At 57.9% G+C, this 16,853-nt stretch carries 11 protein-coding genes; 2 read left to right on the top strand and 9 right to left on the bottom strand.

The window, feature by feature from the left end; all coding sequences use genetic code 11:
* Positions 1-12: 12 nt before the first annotated feature.
* Complete coding sequence (locus QZ534_RS07090) at positions 13-3,159, bottom strand: EAL domain-containing protein (RefSeq protein WP_296933125.1); 3,147 nt, start codon at positions 3,157-3,159, stop codon at positions 13-15.
* Between the two features lie 325 nt (positions 3,160-3,484).
* On the opposite strand from QZ534_RS07090, the gene QZ534_RS07095 reads away from it, so the two are divergent.
* Positions 3,485-5,512, top strand: a complete 2,028-nt coding sequence (locus tag QZ534_RS07095; protein ID WP_296933126.1) for a methyl-accepting chemotaxis protein — start codon at positions 3,485-3,487, stop codon at positions 5,510-5,512.
* Positions 5,513-5,656: 144 nt separating this feature from the next.
* Here QZ534_RS07095 and hemN read toward each other — a convergent pair whose 3' ends face one another.
* Positions 5,657-7,075, bottom strand: a complete 1,419-nt coding sequence (gene hemN, locus QZ534_RS07100) for an oxygen-independent coproporphyrinogen III oxidase (protein WP_296933127.1) — start codon at positions 7,073-7,075, stop codon at positions 5,657-5,659.
* Between the two features lie 215 nt (positions 7,076-7,290).
* Here hemN and QZ534_RS07105 point away from each other — a divergent pair, with 215 nt between their 5' ends.
* Positions 7,291-8,823 carry a cryptochrome/photolyase family protein gene (locus QZ534_RS07105; protein ID WP_296933129.1) on the top strand — a complete coding sequence of 511 codons (1,533 nt, stop codon included), beginning with the start codon at positions 7,291-7,293 and terminating at the stop codon, positions 8,821-8,823.
* 15 nt (positions 8,824-8,838) lie between these two features.
* Here QZ534_RS07105 and ugpC read toward each other — a convergent pair whose 3' ends face one another.
* The 7 genes from ugpC to QZ534_RS07140 form a co-directional block, all read right to left on the bottom strand.
* The gene (ugpC, locus tag QZ534_RS07110; protein WP_296933131.1) at positions 8,839-9,957 is read right to left on the bottom strand and encodes a sn-glycerol-3-phosphate ABC transporter ATP-binding protein UgpC; all 1,119 of its coding nucleotides are present in this window, start codon (positions 9,955-9,957) and stop codon (positions 8,839-8,841) included.
* Positions 9,958-9,975: 18 nt separating this feature from the next.
* Positions 9,976-10,845, bottom strand: coding sequence for a carbohydrate ABC transporter permease (locus tag QZ534_RS07115; RefSeq protein WP_296933133.1), 870 nt, complete (start codon positions 10,843-10,845; stop codon positions 9,976-9,978).
* Positions 10,838-11,764, bottom strand: a complete 927-nt coding sequence (locus QZ534_RS07120; protein WP_296933136.1) for a carbohydrate ABC transporter permease — start codon at positions 11,762-11,764, stop codon at positions 10,838-10,840. The genes QZ534_RS07115 and QZ534_RS07120 overlap by 8 nt, the downstream gene beginning before the upstream one ends.
* Before the next feature lie 54 nt (positions 11,765-11,818).
* On the bottom strand, positions 11,819-13,078 hold the full coding sequence (locus QZ534_RS07125; protein WP_296933139.1) for an ABC transporter substrate-binding protein: 1,260 nt from the start codon (positions 13,076-13,078) through the stop codon (positions 11,819-11,821).
* A 36-nt stretch (positions 13,079-13,114) separates the two neighbouring features.
* Positions 13,115-14,563 carry a carbohydrate porin gene (locus tag QZ534_RS07130; protein ID WP_296933141.1) on the bottom strand — a complete coding sequence of 483 codons (1,449 nt, stop codon included), beginning with the start codon at positions 14,561-14,563 and terminating at the stop codon, positions 13,115-13,117.
* A 109-nt stretch (positions 14,564-14,672) separates the two neighbouring features.
* Positions 14,673-16,139 (bottom strand): ATP-binding protein, encoded by a 1,467-nt coding sequence (locus QZ534_RS07135; protein ID WP_296933144.1) that lies wholly within the window; start codon positions 16,137-16,139, stop codon positions 14,673-14,675.
* On the bottom strand, positions 16,126-16,842 hold the full coding sequence (locus QZ534_RS07140; protein ID WP_296933145.1) for a response regulator transcription factor: 717 nt from the start codon (positions 16,840-16,842) through the stop codon (positions 16,126-16,128). The genes QZ534_RS07135 and QZ534_RS07140 overlap by 14 nt, the downstream gene beginning before the upstream one ends.
* Positions 16,843-16,853: the final 11 nt, after the last annotated feature.

Raw genomic sequence — 16,853 nt, forward strand, 5'->3', positions numbered from 1 at the left:
GTTATCAAACGCTTAACTTTTAACGGACGATTCGCGGAAATTCCGCAAAAACCCGGGACACTCCTTAACGCTGAGTGGTTTGGCAAACAGATAGCCCTGCCCCGAGTCACACGCCAAAGCCTGTAAAAACTGTCTCTGTTCAGGCGTCTCGATTCCCTCTGCGATCACTTCAAGACCAAGCGTGTGCCCCATCTGGATGATCGCCTTGGCTATTGCACCGCCCTCGAGATCTTCGGGCAATACCCTCGTGAACGACTGGTCAATCTTCAAGCGGAACAGTGGAAACTGCTTCAGGTAACTCAGGCTTGAATAACCCGTACCAAAATCATCAATGGCCAACTTGATGCCCAATTGATCCAACTCCTCAAGCTTGCAGAGCACGTCTTCAATACCATGCATAACCACGCTCTCGGTAAGCTCGAGCTCGAGGTGCTCAGGCCGAAGTCCACAGCGAATCAGCGCTTCCTCAACGGTATCTATGAAATCGGGCTGACGAAACTGATGGGCCGAGACATTGACCGCTATGGTTCCTGACACCAACCCCTCGTCCATCCACTCCACGTACTGGCAACAGGCCGTCTTCAGTACCCAGTTGCCAATGTCCACTATCAGGCCGCTCTCTTCCGCGACAGGAATGAAATGGGCCGGCGAAATCAAACCTCGAACCGGATGTTGCCAACGCACCAGTGCCTCAAACCCGATCACTTCCCCTGTTTCCAGGCTGATCTGGGGTTGGTAGACGAGAAAAAGCTCATCTCTCTCAATTGCGAATCGTAGATCTCCCTCCAGCCCGATCAGCTCCAGGGCCCGTTCGTTCATTTCCGGAGAGTAAAACTGATACCGGTTCCGGCCCAAACCCTGTGCCACATGCATTGCAGCGTCCGCATTCCTGAGCAGTGTCTCTGAATCCTCACCGTTGTCCGGAAAACAGACGATACCCACGCTGACGCCCAACAGAATTTCCTGGCCATCGATAGTGAACGGCCGGGTAACAACCCGAATGATCTTTTCGGCTATCCTTGCCGCGTCCTGCTCTTCCTCTATTTCAGGAAGAACAACGATAAACTCATCGCCACTTTGCCGACTCACCGTGTCATCGGCTCGCACGCAATGAGAGAGCCGCTGCCCCACCTCGTGCAGCAAATGGTCTCCGAGTACGTGACCAAACACATCATTTACATTTTTGAAACGGTAGAGATCGATAAGAAGCAGCGCCACCTTCAATCCAGAGCGCTCTGCGTGATGCAATGCAACGTCAAGACGGTCCGTCATCAACAGCCGGTTTGGAAGATCGGTGACAGCATCATGGACGGCCATGTAGTTCAGCTGCTCATGGGACTGATGCCGTTCGATTACTGCCGCAAGAGTATTGGCAACACCCTGCAGAAACCGGATATCCTGCTCCGAGAAACGCTTTGGCGAGTCGCTGTATGCGCCCAGAACGCCCAGCGGCTTGTCGGCCCGACCAATCATGATGTCCGCACCACTGATAATATTGTGGCTTTTTATCAGATCCGACTCGGCGAACCGGTAGTCGCTCATGACATCGTCAGCCGCAAGAGGCTCAGAGGTTCGAAAAACAGCCAACGCTCGGGCAATCTCAGCCCGGTCCACCAGGTCCAGGCCCACTAATCCAGCACTCCATCCTTGCCCGGCCGTCATGACAAACGCAGATCGCTGAAAATCAAACAACACAACCCTGCTGAAGGAAATGCCCAAGCCTTCAGTCGTCGCTTCGCAGGCGCTTTCAATAACCTCATCAACACTGTCAACGGATAGCGCCAGTTGACCAAGCCTGGCAACCAGCAACTGCTGCCTGGCATGGTCCTTGAGTAATCGTTTTGCGCGCTTCTCTTCGGTTACGTCGTGAGCCAACACCAACTCGGCCCGCCGCCCTTTAAAGAGCAGAAAGTGGGACATAATCTCAACGTCCAGTAGCCTTCCTCCCTTGGTCCTGTGGCGCCAGACACTGCCGGTATCATTGAGGCCCTCTGTCACTTTTGCCACGTTCCGGAGAAGCCTCGCAACGTCTTCCGGCGGACGAATGTCCTTGATGGTCATTTCCAGAAATTCCTCACGGCTGAACCCGTACTGATAGATAGCCGCGTCGTTCACTTCGAGAAATTCCAGGGTTTCGAGATCATAGACCCACATTGGGTGAGGGTTGGCCTCAAACAATTCCCGATGTCGCTGCTCACTTTCCTGGATGTGCCTGAAATCCTTTTCCAGCCGATCTTGTACCTGTGAAATTTCTTTGATGGGTGAAGGGGCGCCGCCGGGAGTGGAAAGGGCAAGCGCCTGCAGCTGGCGAATCACCGGCCTTCCCGCAGCCGAGCCCAGAATAACCCCGACCAGTATCGCCAACCCTATGATTATCAGCAGTGCGAAGACTTCCCGCCAGAACAGCGCATTGTAGGATGCCTCGGGGATGTCAATTCTGGCGGTCCAGGGCGCAAAGCCGATCGGCTCACTGACGCTCACCCAGGAACCATTTGGCAGACCAGAGCCGGGACTGTTTGACGGATTTTGCGCAATAACCTGGCCTGTTCCATCTATCAGGCTTAACGACCAGCCTCCAGGCAACTCCAGATCCGCGATGCGAACCTGGAATTCGGAGGCGTCCATCGGGCTTATCAGCAGATGCCGTACTGCACCGTTCCTTAGCATGGGAACTGCAATAGCAACCAATGTGGTTCCCGTAATCGGGCCGGTAAAGGTATCGCCGACTGCCGGAGCCCGGGTTTCCAGCGCTGTTGGAGCGGCCGCGTGACCTGCCGGCCTTGGCACCGGGGGCAACGCGGTGCCAAACGGGACACGGGTATTGAACAGCATCCGCATCGGATTCCCCGTATCCGCAAACAGGACCGGGCTACCAAAGTTATTGTGGAAATCGCGGGCCAGGTCGTAAAGCAGATGCCACTGCCCGGGCGTATCGGCAAAGGAAGAGTCAGCCAGAATTCCCAGCGCCTTTATCCTGGCATCCAGATAGTTATCGACGTCTGCGACGGCGTCATTGACCAGAAAAACCGCCCGCTCTCTCATGTCCTCCCGGTGCTCCATTACCGAGAGCGTCGCCATCCCGGCCGCAACGAGGATAAGGGGGGTAACGCCTAACCAGATGAGACGTGAAAGGTATCTGTCCAATGGCCGCTGTTTCATTGCAAGGCGCTTCCCGAATCGACCGGATGAATATAAGACTAGCATCTGCCTGCCTGGTCGGAGCAGCCAGCAAAGTACCGGATGGAGAAACAGGCGTTCTTGACCCATATCATCGTATGTCAGGCTGTTAACTGAATACCCATGAGGAGATACTCCACGTACTATTACCAACTCCTTGAAAATCTCTTGAAAAACAGTTGATTAACAACCAATTACAGCAACTTACACAGTTCGGACTACCTCCTCGTTACCCCTTCTCGTGAATAGAGCCTGCCCTGTCATTAACTGATAATACGTGCAACTTCTAATCAACAGAGTCAGTGCAATGAACCTCATAAACAACCTCTCCATGCGGGGCAAGCTGACCACTCTGGTAGTGCCCGCCCTGCTTGTAATCGTGTTTTTCGCCGCGGACAGCATTACCACGAACTACGGCAAGCTCAGCGACATGCAACAGCTTGGCACCATGGTTGATCTGGCCAGAACGGGTGATCCGTTGACGGAAGCACTCCAGAAAGAGCGGGGCCGCTCTGCAGTGCTGCTCGCCAGCGATGCAGGCACAGACGCAGCTGCCCGTGCCGGAAACGAACTCGCCAACCAGCGCCGCGAGACCGATAACCGGATTGCAACCTATCACCGGGAAATCCGGGCACTTGCGGCCGAGACCGATTTTGACCGCGCCGTTGGCGACAATATTGCGAGCGTTGAACGCAGCCTCGACAACCTCGCTGCGGTCCGTCGCTCCGTGGACAGCCGGTCGATTGCACCGGCGGAATCCGCACGTTATTACACGGATACCATCGTTTCACTGATCGACCGGATTGGCATGATCGTGCGCCGTTCAACCGACCCGCAACTGACCCGGGACGTCAAGGCCTACCACGCCCTGGCGGAGCTTGCGGAAAGAGCCGGGCGTGAACGTGCAATCGGTGCCTCACTCATCCGTAGCGGCGATTTTGATCTGCCGACACTCCGTCAGATCGCCAGTCTGGCCGGACAACAGGATGCCCATCTGGACAGCGCGGTTACGCTTTTGACATCTGATGACCCGAGACGCGCCCTACTGGAATCACAATCCGCTTCCACTGAGCGTCGGGCCCTGGAGACACAACGTGAGACCCTGTTCAGCAGCCCTTCCGGCATGTATGCCCTGGATGCCTCGGAATGGTTTGCAACCACCACAAATCGCATCGGTTCCCTGAATGCCACGCGCACCGACCTTCTAACTGGCGTGATGGCACTCGCCAATCGTGAGGTAGCGGAGGCCAGGAACGATCTGATCATGGCATCTGCGCTTTCTGGCGGTGCGGTACTGGCCGTTCTTGTGCTGGTGTTTGTCATTATCCGCGCCATTAACCTCCAGGTCGGCCGCCTGCTCGATGGCGTTCGGTTTGCCATGGACAACAAGGACCTGACCCGCGAGATTGAAATCTCCAGCCGGGATGAGGTGGGCACCATCGGTAAGGCTATCAACGAGCTGTTCGGACGTTTCGGCAACGCCCTGCTGCACATCGACAAATCCAGCGTCCAGTTGGCCACCGCTACCGAGGAGACCAGCTCGACCGCTGGCCAGAATGCCAGCCAGGTGAAGAACCAGCAGCAACAGATCGAACAAGTGGCTGCGGCCACCGAAGAGATGTCTGCCACTTCCGAGGAAATCTCCCGGAACACCCAGCAGGTGGCCGATGCTGCACGCAGCGCCATGGAGAAGAGCCGCACCGGTGAGCAGGTATTGCACGGCAGTGTGCAAAGCATCCGCACTCTGGCGCACTCGGTACAGAAAGTTAACGAAGTAATCGAAGAATTGGAAAACCGCAGTTCAACCATCGCCGATGTGGTGGACGTGATCCGGAAGGTGGCGGACCAGACCAACCTGCTGGCGTTGAACGCGGCGATTGAGGCCGCCCGCGCGGGCGAGCACGGCCGAGGATTTGCGGTGGTTGCCGACGAAGTACGGACCCTCGCGCAACAGACCCACGAGTCCACCACCCAGATCGAGGACATTATTAATGGCTTCCAGAGCATTACTGATAATGCCAGCCGCTCGATTATGGAAAGCCACAAACTGGCGAATGCCACCAGCGAGCAGGCGTCAGAACTGGAGCAGACCTTCGCGGATATCCTGACCGATGTGAACAGCATCTCCGATATGGCCAGCCAGATCGCTACCGCCTCCGAGGAGCAGGTGGCAGTTACCCGGGAACTCGCAGGCAGCATGGAATCGGTCAGCGAAGCCGCCATCCTGACCCTCACCGGCTCCCAGGAAATCACCCAGGTGACCGGCGAGCAGGCGCGGCTGGCGCGTGTGCTTCAGGACCTGGCCAATGAGTTCAAGGTGCCGGCTTATAGCTGAAGGAAGAGGTCAGATGAAGGCTTTCATCTGACCCCGGTTTGACGTGAAGGGGCTGTCCGGTAACGGGCAGCCCTTTTTTTGGCTCTGGAAATAAAGATGGGGTCAGAAGAAAGTGTTCTTCTGACCCCGAATTGGCCGCTGCAGTCAGATAATCCGGGAGAACCGCTGGCTGGCGCCTTCCTTGCGATACAGATCAAAGATCTGGCAGATGGCCCGGATCAGCAGCCGACCGGCGGGCTGCACCTGAAGCGCATTACCGTCATCAGCAATCAACTCGTCCTGAATCATGGGCTTCAAGCGGCTAAGCTCATCGGCAAAATAGCGATTCAGGTCTTCCTGCCAGACATCTGCAAACAGCTGACGATCCAGCCGGAACTGGCAGATCAGCTGGCCGATCACCCAGCGGCGGATCCGGTCGTCGCGAGTCAGATTCACGCCCTTGGTGATGGCCAACTGACCGGCATCAATGGCGGCCTCCCAGGAAGGCAGGTCGTGATTGTTCTGGAAATACGCATCGTCGGTCTGGCCGATGGCGGAAACACCAAGCGACACCAGGTCGCATTCGGAATGGGTGGTGTAGCCCTGGAAATTCCGGTGCAGGCGGCCTTCCCGTTGGGCGACGGCCAGGCTGTCGTCGGGCTTGGCAAAGTGGTCCATGCCGATGTATTCGTAGCCGGCGTCCAGCAGACGGTTGATGGTGTTATGCAGGATGGTCAGTTTCTGCTGCGGACTGGGCAAGGTGTCGCCCTGAATCCGGGTCTGCGGATAAAAACGGTCCGGCAGGTGGGCATAGCTGAACACCGACAGCCGGTCCGGAGACATTTCAATCACCGCTTCCAGTGTCTCGGCAAAGCTTTCCGGCGTCTGGTACGGCAGGCCGTAGATCAGGTCCAGGTTGATGGACCGGAAGCCGATGCGCCGCGCTTCGTTGAGCACGGCTTCGGTCATTTCCCTCGGCTGGATGCGGTTCACGGCTTTCTGAACCTCAGGGTTGACGTCCTGAACGCCGAGACTGATCCGGTTGAAGCCAAGCTCCCAGAGCGTGGGCAGCGTGTCCTGGTCCACTTCCCGGGGATCAATTTCCACACTGTAATCCCGCTCCGCCCCGGTTTGCAGGTTGAACAGCTCACCATAGCCTTCCATCAGGTGTTGCATGACGTCCCGGGGCAGAAAGGTGGGTGTACCGCCGCCCCAGTGCAGCTGGGTTACCGGCCGGTCGGCCCCGAACAGTCTGGACTGGATGGCCGCCTCTTTCAGCACCCGCTCCACGTAGGGCATGGCCTTGTCACGTTTCTTCGTGATGACCTTGTTGCAGGCACAGTAGTAGCAAAGGTGCGCGCAGAACGGCAGATGGGTGTAAAGCGACAGCGGACGATTGCTGGCTTTACTGCGGGCGGCTGCCTTGACCATCTCTTCAACCGGGTAATTCTGGTTGAACTCGACGGCCGTGGGATAGGAGGTGTACCTGGGGCCGCTGAGATCGTAGCGGTGGATCAGGGCATCATCCCAGATGAATTCCGGCAATGTTGAGTCTTGGGCTTTGAGTGCGGATGTGGGGGTCATGGCAAACTCGGGGTTGGATAAATTCGGGCATTCTAGGGCAATCCCCTGCATCGCTTCTTGATGCGGGTCACCTGAGCGTTTGTTTCAGTTTACCAGTGCGGCTTATGAACCACCCTTGGGCTCTTGGCGTACTTGGTTTACCCCTTTGTGGGCATTACTTGCTGCCTCGGCGCCCGGTGTAAGCCCGCAACCTACTGGACGGAGACTCTCTCACGATGGCCAACCTGATTCTGATTCTTGGTGACCAATTAACTAGAGACATCAGCGCTTTAGAGAACGCCGACAAGGATCGGGATCTGGTGGTCATGGCGGAAGTTCACGACGAAGCCAGCTACACCAATCACCACAAGAAGAAGATCGTGCTGTTGTTCAGTGCGATGCGGCACTTTGCCGAGCAGCTGCAAAACGAAGGCTGGCAGGTTCACTATCAAAAGTACCACCCGAAAAATCCCCACCAAAGCCTTGAGGCCGTCGTTCAGGATCAGGCCAGGCGGGTCAACGCTGAGAAGGTAGTGACCACCGAGTGCGGCGAATGGCGACTGCATGAGCAGATCAGCGGCTGGCATGAACGCCTTGGGGTGCCGGTGGAGATCCGACCGGATACACGGTTCATTGCCACCAAACAGGAGTTTGCCGACTGGGCAGAGGGGCGCAAGCAGTTGCGGATGGAATTTTTCTACCGGGAGATGCGGCGCAAGACCGGCCTGCTGATGACTTCCGAGGGCCAGCCCGAGGGCGGGCAGTGGAATTTCGATGCCGACAACCGGAAGAAGTGGACCGGCAAACCACCGGCACCGGCGCCCTTCCGCATAGAGCCGGATGCCATCACCCGCGAGGTGATTGCACTGGTGGACGAGCATTTTGCCGATCATTTCGGCACCACCGAAGATTTCCACTTTGCAATAACCCCCGAGGATGCCGAGGCGGCGCTTGAGCACTTTATCGATTACGCCCTGCCCTGTTTCGGCGATTACCAGGACGCCATCTCGGATACCGAGGACTGGCTGTTCCACTCGATTCTGTCACCCTACATCAACTGCGGGCTTTTGGACCCGCTCGCAGTGTGCGAAGCGGCGGCCCAGGCCTGGTATTCAGGACGGGCGCCGATCAATGCGGTAGAGGGCTTCATCCGGCAGATCCTGGGTTGGCGGGAGTTTGTTCGGGGCATTTACTGGATGAACATGCCGGAGTATGCCCAGGAGAATCGCCTGGGTAACACCCGCGCCCTGCCCTGGTTCTACTGGACCGGCGATACGAAAATGCGTTGCATGCACAAAGCCATTGACGCCACTCGCCGCAACGCCTACGCCCATCACATCCAGCGGCTGATGGTCACTGGCAACTTCGCGCTGTTGGCAGGCATCAAACCGGAGGAAATCTGCGACTGGTACCTGGCGGTCTACGCCGACGCCTACGACTGGGTGGAACTACCCAACGTGCTAGGCATGGTGATGCACGCCGATGGCGGTTACCTGGGCTCCAAGCCCTACGCCGCCAGCGGCAAGTACATCCAGCGCATGTCGGACCATTGCTCGAACTGCCATTACAAGGTGAACAAGGCCACCGAAGATGACGCGTGCCCGTTCAACGCCCTGTACTGGCATTTCATAGATCGCCATCGGGACGACTTCGCCAACAACCCGCGAATGGGCATGATGTACCGGAACTGGGACAAGCAGAAACCCGAGAAACAGGAAGCATTGCTCCAGCGCGCCGAATACCTGCTGGCGAACGTGGAGCAACTTTAAAGCCGCAACAGCCAGTCAGTGCGGGGCGATTCGCTTTTCTGTGTCCGGATCGAAGAACACGACCTTTTTCATATCGAACATCAGCTCGGCAGTCTCGCCCCAGGTGACCGGGTGTTCCGGGTCGATCCGGCAATGAACGTTGGTATCGTTCAGCTGAATCAGAGCGATCACATCCGGGCCGGTTGGCTCGGTGACTTCGATTGTGAACTCACCTTTTGCCACCAGAGACTGGTCGTTCTTCTGATCCTGGGGCTGGGTGATGTGCTCCGGTCGGATACCGAGAATCACCTTTTTCCCAACCCGATCGGCCAGGTAATCCGGCACCGGCAGCCTGAGGGTGGCGCCATTGTTTCCCCGTACCTCGGCGTACAGCCCCTGTTCTCCCTGGGCCACTGTGACCGTCACAAAGCTCATGGCCGGCGACCCCATGAAACCGGCCACAAACAGATTGGCAGGGGTGTTATAGACCTCTTTTGGAGTGCCCAGCTGCTGCAGTTCGCCGTCCTTGAGTACGGCAATCCGATCCGCCAGGGTCATGGCCTCGATCTGATCGTGGGTTACGTACACAATGGTGGTTTTCAGGCGCTGGTGCAGCTTCTTGATCTCGGTACGCATTTCCACCCGCAGCTTGGCGTCCAGATTGGACAACGGCTCATCAAACAGGTAAATGCGCGGCCGCCGGGCCAGGGCACGCCCCATGGCGACCCGCTGCTGCTGGCCGCCGGACAGGTTGGCAGGCTTCTTGTTCAGCAGCTGGGAGATTTGCAGCAAATCGGCCACGCGCTCCACTTCCTGATCGATCTCATGCTTCGGCAGACCGCGGATCTTCAACCCGAAGGCGATGTTCTCGCGCACGGACATGGTCGGGTAAAGGGCATAGGACTGGAACACCATGGCGATGTCCCGGTCTTTGGGCTCCATGGTGGAGATGTCCTTGCCGTCGAGCACTATCGAACCGTCGCTGATCGTTTCCAGACCCGCGATGGTGTTCATCAGGGTGGACTTGCCACAGCCGGACGGGCCCACAAGAATAATGAATTCACCGGAGGCGATGTCGATGTCGATCCCCTTGAGGGTTTCCTCGGCCACGCCCGGATAGGTTTTGCGGATGCTCCGCAGTTCCAGTTGAGACATTGTTGTTATCCTCTCAGATCAACCTTTGACAGATCCAGCGGTCAGGCCCCGGATGAAGTATTTGCCGGCGACGATGTAGACCACCAGTGTGGGCAGCGCCGCAATCATGGCTGCCGCCATATCCACGTTGTATTCCTTCACACCGGTGCTGGTGTTCACCAGATTATTCAGGGCCACTGTGATGGGCTGGCTGTCGCCGCTGGCGAACACCACGCCAAACAGGAAGTCGTTCCAGATCTGGGTGAACTGCCAGATCAGTGACACCATGAATATGGGCGTGGACATGGGTAGCAGGATGCGAAAGAAAATGGTGAAGAAGCCGGCACCGTCCAGCCGGGCCGCCTTGATTAGCGCATCCGGAATGGCTACGTAATAGTTCCGGAAGAACAACGTGGTGAACGCCACCCCGTAAATCACGTGCACCAGCACCAGGCCGCTGGTGGTATTGGCCAGGCCAAGTTTCCCGAGGGTGGCAGCCATCGGCAACAGAACCACCTGGAACGGTACAAAGCAGCCGAAAAGCAGCATGCCGAAGAACAGGTCGGAGCCCTTAAACTTCCACTTGGACAGCACATAGCCGTTGAAGGCACCCAGCAAGGTGGAAATCAGTACCGCGGGTACGGTCATCTTGAACGAATTCCAGAAATAGCCGCTGATCCCTTCACACTGGACCCCGGTACAGGCCTCGGACCAGGCCTTGGTCCAGCCAATGGTGGTCCAGTCCGTGGGCAGGGCCATCAGGTTGCCGGTCCGGATATCCATGGGTGTCTTGAAGCTGGTTACCAGCATGATAAACAGCGGAATCAGGTAAACCAGGGCGGCCAGGAGCAAAAGCCCGTAGACGGCCACGCGACTGGGACGAAAGCCGGTGCGAACCACATCAGTCATGGCGTTTCTCCCTCAGTTCCGAATACAGGTAAGGCACGATCAGGGCCAGAATGGCGCCCAGCATCAGCATGGCACTGGCGGAACCCAGGCCCATCTGGCCTCGGGTGAAGGTGTGGGCGTACATGAATACCGCCGGCAGGTCGGTGGAGTAGCCCGGACCACCGGCAGTCATGGCCATCACCAGGTCGAAGCTCTTGATCGCGATGTGAGCCAGCACCATGACGGCGCTGAAAAACACCGGTCGCAGGGATGGCAGGATGATTTTCCAGTAGATCAGTGGCAGGCTGGCGCCATCGACCCGGGCAGCCCGGATAATAGAGGAATCCACACCGCGAAGGCCGGCCAGGAACAGAGCCATCACGAAGCCGGAGGCCTGCCAGACCGCGGCCATCACGATGGTATAGATAGCCATGTCCGAGCTCACCAGCCAGTCGAAGCTGAACGACGTCCAACCCCAGTCGTGCATGAGCTTTTCCAGCCCGAGGCTGGGATTGAGGATCCATTTCCAGACGGTGCCGGTGACAATCATCGACAGAGCCATGGGGTAGAGATAGATGGTACGGATCGCACCTTCCTGGCGAATTCGCTGATCCAGGAAAATCGCCAGGATCACGCCAATCACCAGACAGCTGAGAATGAACAGACCGCCAAAGATGCCCAGATTGACAGAGGCTGTCAGCCAGCGGTCATTGGCCATCAGCTTGGCGTACTGCTCGAAGCCGACAAAGTCATACACCGGCAGAAAGCTGGAGCTGGTGAACGACAGCACACCGGTCCAGAGCATGTAGCCGTATATGCCGACACCAATCAGGACGAATGTGGGCGCCACAACCAGCTTTGGCAGCCAGCGCTGCAACGCGTCAAGAAAGCGTGACGGCGCCCTGGCCACCCGGGCTGGATGGCGTTGAATGTGTTCCATGATGAGTCTCCCGAGAGGATCAGGGGCCGCCCTGAAAGGGCAGCCCCTACCGGATCAGAGTGCCGCCTGGATAGCCGCTGCCAGCTGGTCAGTGGCCCGGGCCGGATCCTTGTTATCGGAGTTCACGAAGTTGGTCACCACATCGAAGATCTGGCCCTGCACGTAGCTGGTGGTGGCCAGGCCATGGGCAAAGCTGGGCACCAGGCCGCCGTCGTCAGCACTGCTTTTGAAGGTGTCCATGGATGCCTGGGCACAGGCGTCAAAGCCGGACATGTCCATGTCGGTACGGACCGGGATAGAGCCCTTGGCCTTGTTGAACACGGTCTGGAACTCCGGCTCCATGATCGTGCGAGCCAGGTCCTTCTGGGCTTTGGTGTTGTCGTCATCGCTGAGGCTGAACATGGCGAACGAGTCCACGTTGAAGGTGAACTGCCCACCAGTACCTGGTGCCGGGGCACAGATGTAATCCTCGCCCGGGGTCAGGCCGGCGGCGGTGAATTCACCCTTGGCCCAGTCGCCCATGATCTGCATGGCAGCTTCGCCTCGAATGACCATGCCGGTGGCGGTGTTCCAATCCCGTCCGGCGGCATCGTCATCCACGTAGCTCATTACCTTGGCAAATTCGGCGAAAACCTCTTCCATCCGGGCGCTGTTGATAACGTCCATGTCGTGTTCAACGAAGGCACTGGCGAAATCTTCCGGGCCCATGACCGCAAGCGCCACAGCTTCGAAAACCGTTGCGTCCTGCCAGGGCTGGCCTCCATGGGCCAGCGGGATAACACCGTCAGCTTCCAGCTTCTCAGCCGCGGCGTAGAATTCTTCCAGGGTCTTGGGCACAGCAACCCCTGCGCTCTCAAGTACCTCCGGGTTGGCCCAAAGCCAGTTAACCCGGTGCACGTTCACCGGTACGGCGACGTAGCTGTCCTCGTATTGCATGACATCGGCGATCACCGGCGGAATCAGTTGATCCCACTGATTCGCCTCAGCCACATCATCCAGGCTGGTGAGAAAGCCCAGTTTTGCCCACTCCCGGATGTCCAGCCCCTTGATCTGGGCGGCAGCCGGGGGATTGCCAGAAACAGCGCGGGTCTTGAGCACAGTCATGGCGGCTTCGCCGCCGCCACCGGCCACGGCAAAATCCTTCCAGGTGTGGCCCTGCTCTTCCATCATTTCTTTCAGTGCAGCGGCGGCGCGGGCTTCGCCGCCAGCGGTCCACCAGTGCAGGACTTCAACTTCGCCGGCCTGAATGGCCTGGGCCGGAAGCAATGCCGCGGATACGGCGGCGGCAGCAAGCGTTTTTTTGAACATAGTCATGGTCAATTCCTTCCTGTTTTGTTGTCTTGATCAGGTTCAGAACCAGATTTCCATCTGGGTACCAAAGGTCCACTGACCGCTTTCGAAATCGCTGTCGGCCCCAAGGGCGTCACCAGCGGTGTAGGTTTCAAGCTCGTCATCCCAGGTGGAGTAGCTGGCGAAGACGCGAATCTCCGGACGGTTCCAGAAGCCACCGACCTGGGGCTTGAAGGTGGGCGCAACCGTAAATCGGCTGTAATCGCCATCCACGGCATTTCGGCCCTGGTAACCAAGGGTGGTGAGATCCATGGTTTGCCAGGAAGCCTCATACTGCATCTCAAAGTTGGCTGTAAGCTCCTGGGCGAGGCGAGCGTTAAACGTCAGCCACTGGTAGTCATCGCCCTTGATGTAACGATCCTTGCTGGTTTCAGCCATGATGGCCGGCGCAAACCGCCAGCTTTCGCTCAGGTAGGTGGTGCCGTACACAGCAACACGGGTGCTGACTGCATCCTCATGCAGGTCGCCATCGGCACCGATATTCTTGGTTTCGGCACCCAGGCCGCTGCCGTGGATTATCGCTGCCTTGAAGTTACCGTCCGCGAGTCCAAAGAAACTGTCCCCGTGGTAGGCCAGCATGGTGTGCAGACCGGTTTCGGCGGCTTCCGTGACACCACCAACCACGCGGAGATCGTTTTCCTGGGCCTTCATACCATTGATCAGAAACTGGACGTTACCGAAGTAGTTATTGGCGGTAAGGATCAGATTGTCCGTGTCTGATGTGATGTCCTGGTCCTGAATGTCGGAAGGGAATTCCAGAAAGCTTCGGCCATAAAGGGAGAAGTTGGATTTCACACCATCCGCAAAGGTTACGTCATAGACGCCGGCGCCCAGGCCACCCAGGAAAACGATATCGCTGTCGAGCCAGTGGATGTCGAAGTCCAGGTCCCGGTCAAAACGCTTGCCGGCCCAGATCGCGGCCTCCTCGAAAATACCGGAAAAGCTCGCCAGGTTACTGAATTCCACGTACGCCTGACGTACGTTCAGGGCGCCGTCACCGGCTGTCCAGTCATTCGAGGACGTGGTGGAGTCAGCAATCATCAATCGGTAGTGGGATTTGGTGCCGTTCTCGGCCACCTGCTTGTAGTTCAGGATCGCTTCAAGGTAGGTATCGGGTTCATTGCCGAGGCGGCCCACGGCGCCACCAACGGAACCCGCGGGGGTCAGGTAGGGACCGCCCGGGGCACTTTGCAGGTCGCCGTTGAGAAGCAACCCGGAACGGGCATAGGTGTTGAAGGAAAATCCCTCCAGACCATTAGCCTTCGGCTCAACCTCGGCGAGCTTTGCCTCGAGAGCCGCAAGCCGTTCTTCCACAGTCTGTTCCTGGGCCTGTGCCTGTCCGGTCAATAGCCCGAGCGATATCAGGCAGACTGCCGCAGGTAACAGACGTACGCTGGGTGTTCTTGTTGCAGGTTCTACAGGGGTGGTGCCATTGGTAACATTGAGCATTCTTGACTCCTTGTTTTTGTTTTATTGGCAATTCGGAGTCTATGGCAAGAAACGAACACTCTACGTATCAAAGGGAAATGCCCATGTAACAGGGTTGTTACATGGGCCGTCAGTGGCGGGGCAAGGTCAGCTCTACATGCAGCCCACCGGTGGGCCGGTTGCGGATTTCCAGCTCACCGCCATGGCTTTGCGCAATGTTCCGCGCAATTCCCAAGCCGAGGCCAAAACCCTGGCGCTGGTTTTTGTCCAGCCGGTAATACGGCTCGAAGATGCGGGACAACTGGTCCTCGGACACACCCGGGCCCTCGTCCTCTACGTGGATCACCAACTGGCCCTCGGCATCCTCAATTCGCACCAGGGCTGTATCGCCGTATTTCACGGCATTGTCCACCAGGTTTCCAAGGCACCGTTTCAGTGCCAGTGGCTTGCCCCGGTATGGCCGACAATGGCCCTGTACGGTCACCCGGTCCGGTCCCTCGCCCTGGTAGGCTTCCGCCATTCCCTTCAGCATACGCTCCACATCCACAGGTTCGGCATTCTCGTGTATATCGGTGTCTTTCATGGACTGGAGGGCATTTTTCGCCAGCAATTCCAGCTCATGGAGGTCCGCCTCCAGGCGCTCGCGCATGACCTCGTCGTCAATCAGGTCCACCCGCAAACGCAACCGTGTGATCGGGGTTTTGAGGTCGTGGGAAATGGCCCGGAACAGCTGGTTACGGTCGCTGATGTAACTCTGTAATCGGCGACGCATGGTATTGAAGCTGCGGGTTACGGCCAGAATTTCTGCACTCCCCTTCTCTACCAGGGGTGGCTGATTATCCTGGAGGGGCAGATCCCGGGCAGCCTTGGCCAGTTTGCGCAGCGGCCGCGTCTGTTGTCTGATCAGCCACGCCAGTACAGGAAACAGTATGGCGATCATCACCACCAGAAACAGGATCTGTTGCCCTGGTATCCCCTCATCCTCAAGGGACACGTACGGAGCCGGCAGAGCCGCCGCCAGGTACAGCCACTCTCCCTCTGCCACCTCGACCTGGGTAACCAGCACCGGCGGGTTCAAAGGCTCGAGCGTCAGTGCATAGTGAGCCCAGGACCGGGGCAACGCATCAAGCGGCAACTCGCTGTTGAGAATTCGCAGGCTGGATGGGTCTACGAAGTCGACATGAAGATTGATCCTGTTGCCCAGCCGTCTGCGCAAGACCGACTCAACTTCTTCCGTCACCAGCCGTTTCCGCTCAGTGTCCGGTAACGGCACCATATCGATACGTTTGTCATTGAGCGAGACGAAAAAACGTGTACCGCCCATGTCCCGGAGCTGGTCCAGTACAATGTGCCGGTACTCCAGGGGCAACGAGTTGAAGAATTGCGCCGTGGCCGCCGCTGACTGGGCCAGGTTACGGGTGGTGGCCACCAGCCCTTCCACCTGCTGGGCCCGGAAGGTAGCTATCCAGGCGGCGCTGGAAATAATCTGGGCGCTTGCCATTGCCAGCAGTGTCAGCAGCAATACCCTGCCAAGCAGTGATGAGGGAAACCAGCGCCAGGATTTCTTGCCCGCCTCACCCGCATTATTCGGAAACATGGGTCACCGTTGCCGCCAGAAGGTAGCCAGCGCCCCGCACTGTTTTGATCAGTCTGGGGTTACGGCCCTGATCTCCCAACCGTTGCCGTAATCGACTCACCGCCACATCCACCACCCTGTCCAGGGGCATGGATTCACGACCACGGGTAACGTCAGAAATCGTGTCACGGTCCAGCACCTGATTGGGATGACTGAGAAACAGCTGGAGCAGAGCGAAGTCTGCGCCGGACAGTGCCGTGCCCTGCTGATTCTCGTCGATCAGTTCGTGGGCCAGGGTATCGAGCCGCCAACGATCAAAGACAACGTAGCGAGGGTTGTCGGATCGACTGAAACTCGCCCTGCGAAGGAGAGCCTTCACTCTGGCCTGCAACTCCCGCGCACTGAAGGGTTTGGCGAGGTAATCATCGGCGCCGAGTTCCAGCCCCACGACCCTGTCGGTTTCATCGGAGCTTGCCGTGAGCATAATGATCGGTACCCGACTGTGCTCACGAATCTGCCGGCACAGGGTGAAACCGTCGTCGCCGGGCAACATGACATCCAGCACAATCAGGTCGACATGCGCCGCGTCCAGCTGCAAGCGCATTTCGTCGCCATCCCCCGCGGTCCGGACCTCGTACCCCACCCTGCTCAGGTGCTCCTCCAGCAGCTCACGGATGGCAGCGTCGTCATCCACGACGAGTATCGATGCTTTTCGTTCATTCATGGGTTGGTCTT

Origin of the sequence: uncultured Marinobacter sp. (assembly GCF_913055835.1) — a bacterium.
Lineage (GTDB): Bacteria > Pseudomonadota > Gammaproteobacteria > Pseudomonadales > Oleiphilaceae > Marinobacter.

Excerpts from the sequence above, each read along its gene's own strand:
- hemN (WP_296933127.1), bottom strand. The coding sequence starts at position 7,075 with ATGACCCCCACATCCGCACTCAAAGCCCAAGACTCAACATTGCCGGAA.
- QZ534_RS07120 (WP_296933136.1), bottom strand. The coding sequence starts at position 11,764 with ATGGAACACATTCAACGCCATCCAGCCCGGGTGGCCAGGGCGCCGTCA.
- QZ534_RS07125 (WP_296933139.1), bottom strand. The coding sequence starts at position 13,078 with ATGACTATGTTCAAAAAAACGCTTGCTGCCGCCGCCGTATCCGCGGCA.
- QZ534_RS07140 (WP_296933145.1), bottom strand. The coding sequence starts at position 16,842 with ATGAATGAACGAAAAGCATCGATACTCGTCGTGGATGACGACGCTGCC.
- QZ534_RS07130 (WP_296933141.1), bottom strand. The coding sequence starts at position 14,563 with ATGCTCAATGTTACCAATGGCACCACCCCTGTAGAACCTGCAACAAGA.
- QZ534_RS07105 (WP_296933129.1), top strand. The coding sequence starts at position 7,291 with ATGGCCAACCTGATTCTGATTCTTGGTGACCAATTAACTAGAGACATC.
- QZ534_RS07135 (WP_296933144.1), bottom strand. The coding sequence starts at position 16,139 with ATGTTTCCGAATAATGCGGGTGAGGCGGGCAAGAAATCCTGGCGCTGG.
- QZ534_RS07095 (WP_296933126.1), top strand. The coding sequence starts at position 3,485 with ATGAACCTCATAAACAACCTCTCCATGCGGGGCAAGCTGACCACTCTG.
- QZ534_RS07090 (WP_296933125.1), bottom strand. The coding sequence starts at position 3,159 with ATGAAACAGCGGCCATTGGACAGATACCTTTCACGTCTCATCTGGTTA.
- QZ534_RS07115 (WP_296933133.1), bottom strand. The coding sequence starts at position 10,845 with ATGACTGATGTGGTTCGCACCGGCTTTCGTCCCAGTCGCGTGGCCGTC.
- ugpC (WP_296933131.1), bottom strand. The coding sequence starts at position 9,957 with ATGTCTCAACTGGAACTGCGGAGCATCCGCAAAACCTATCCGGGCGTG.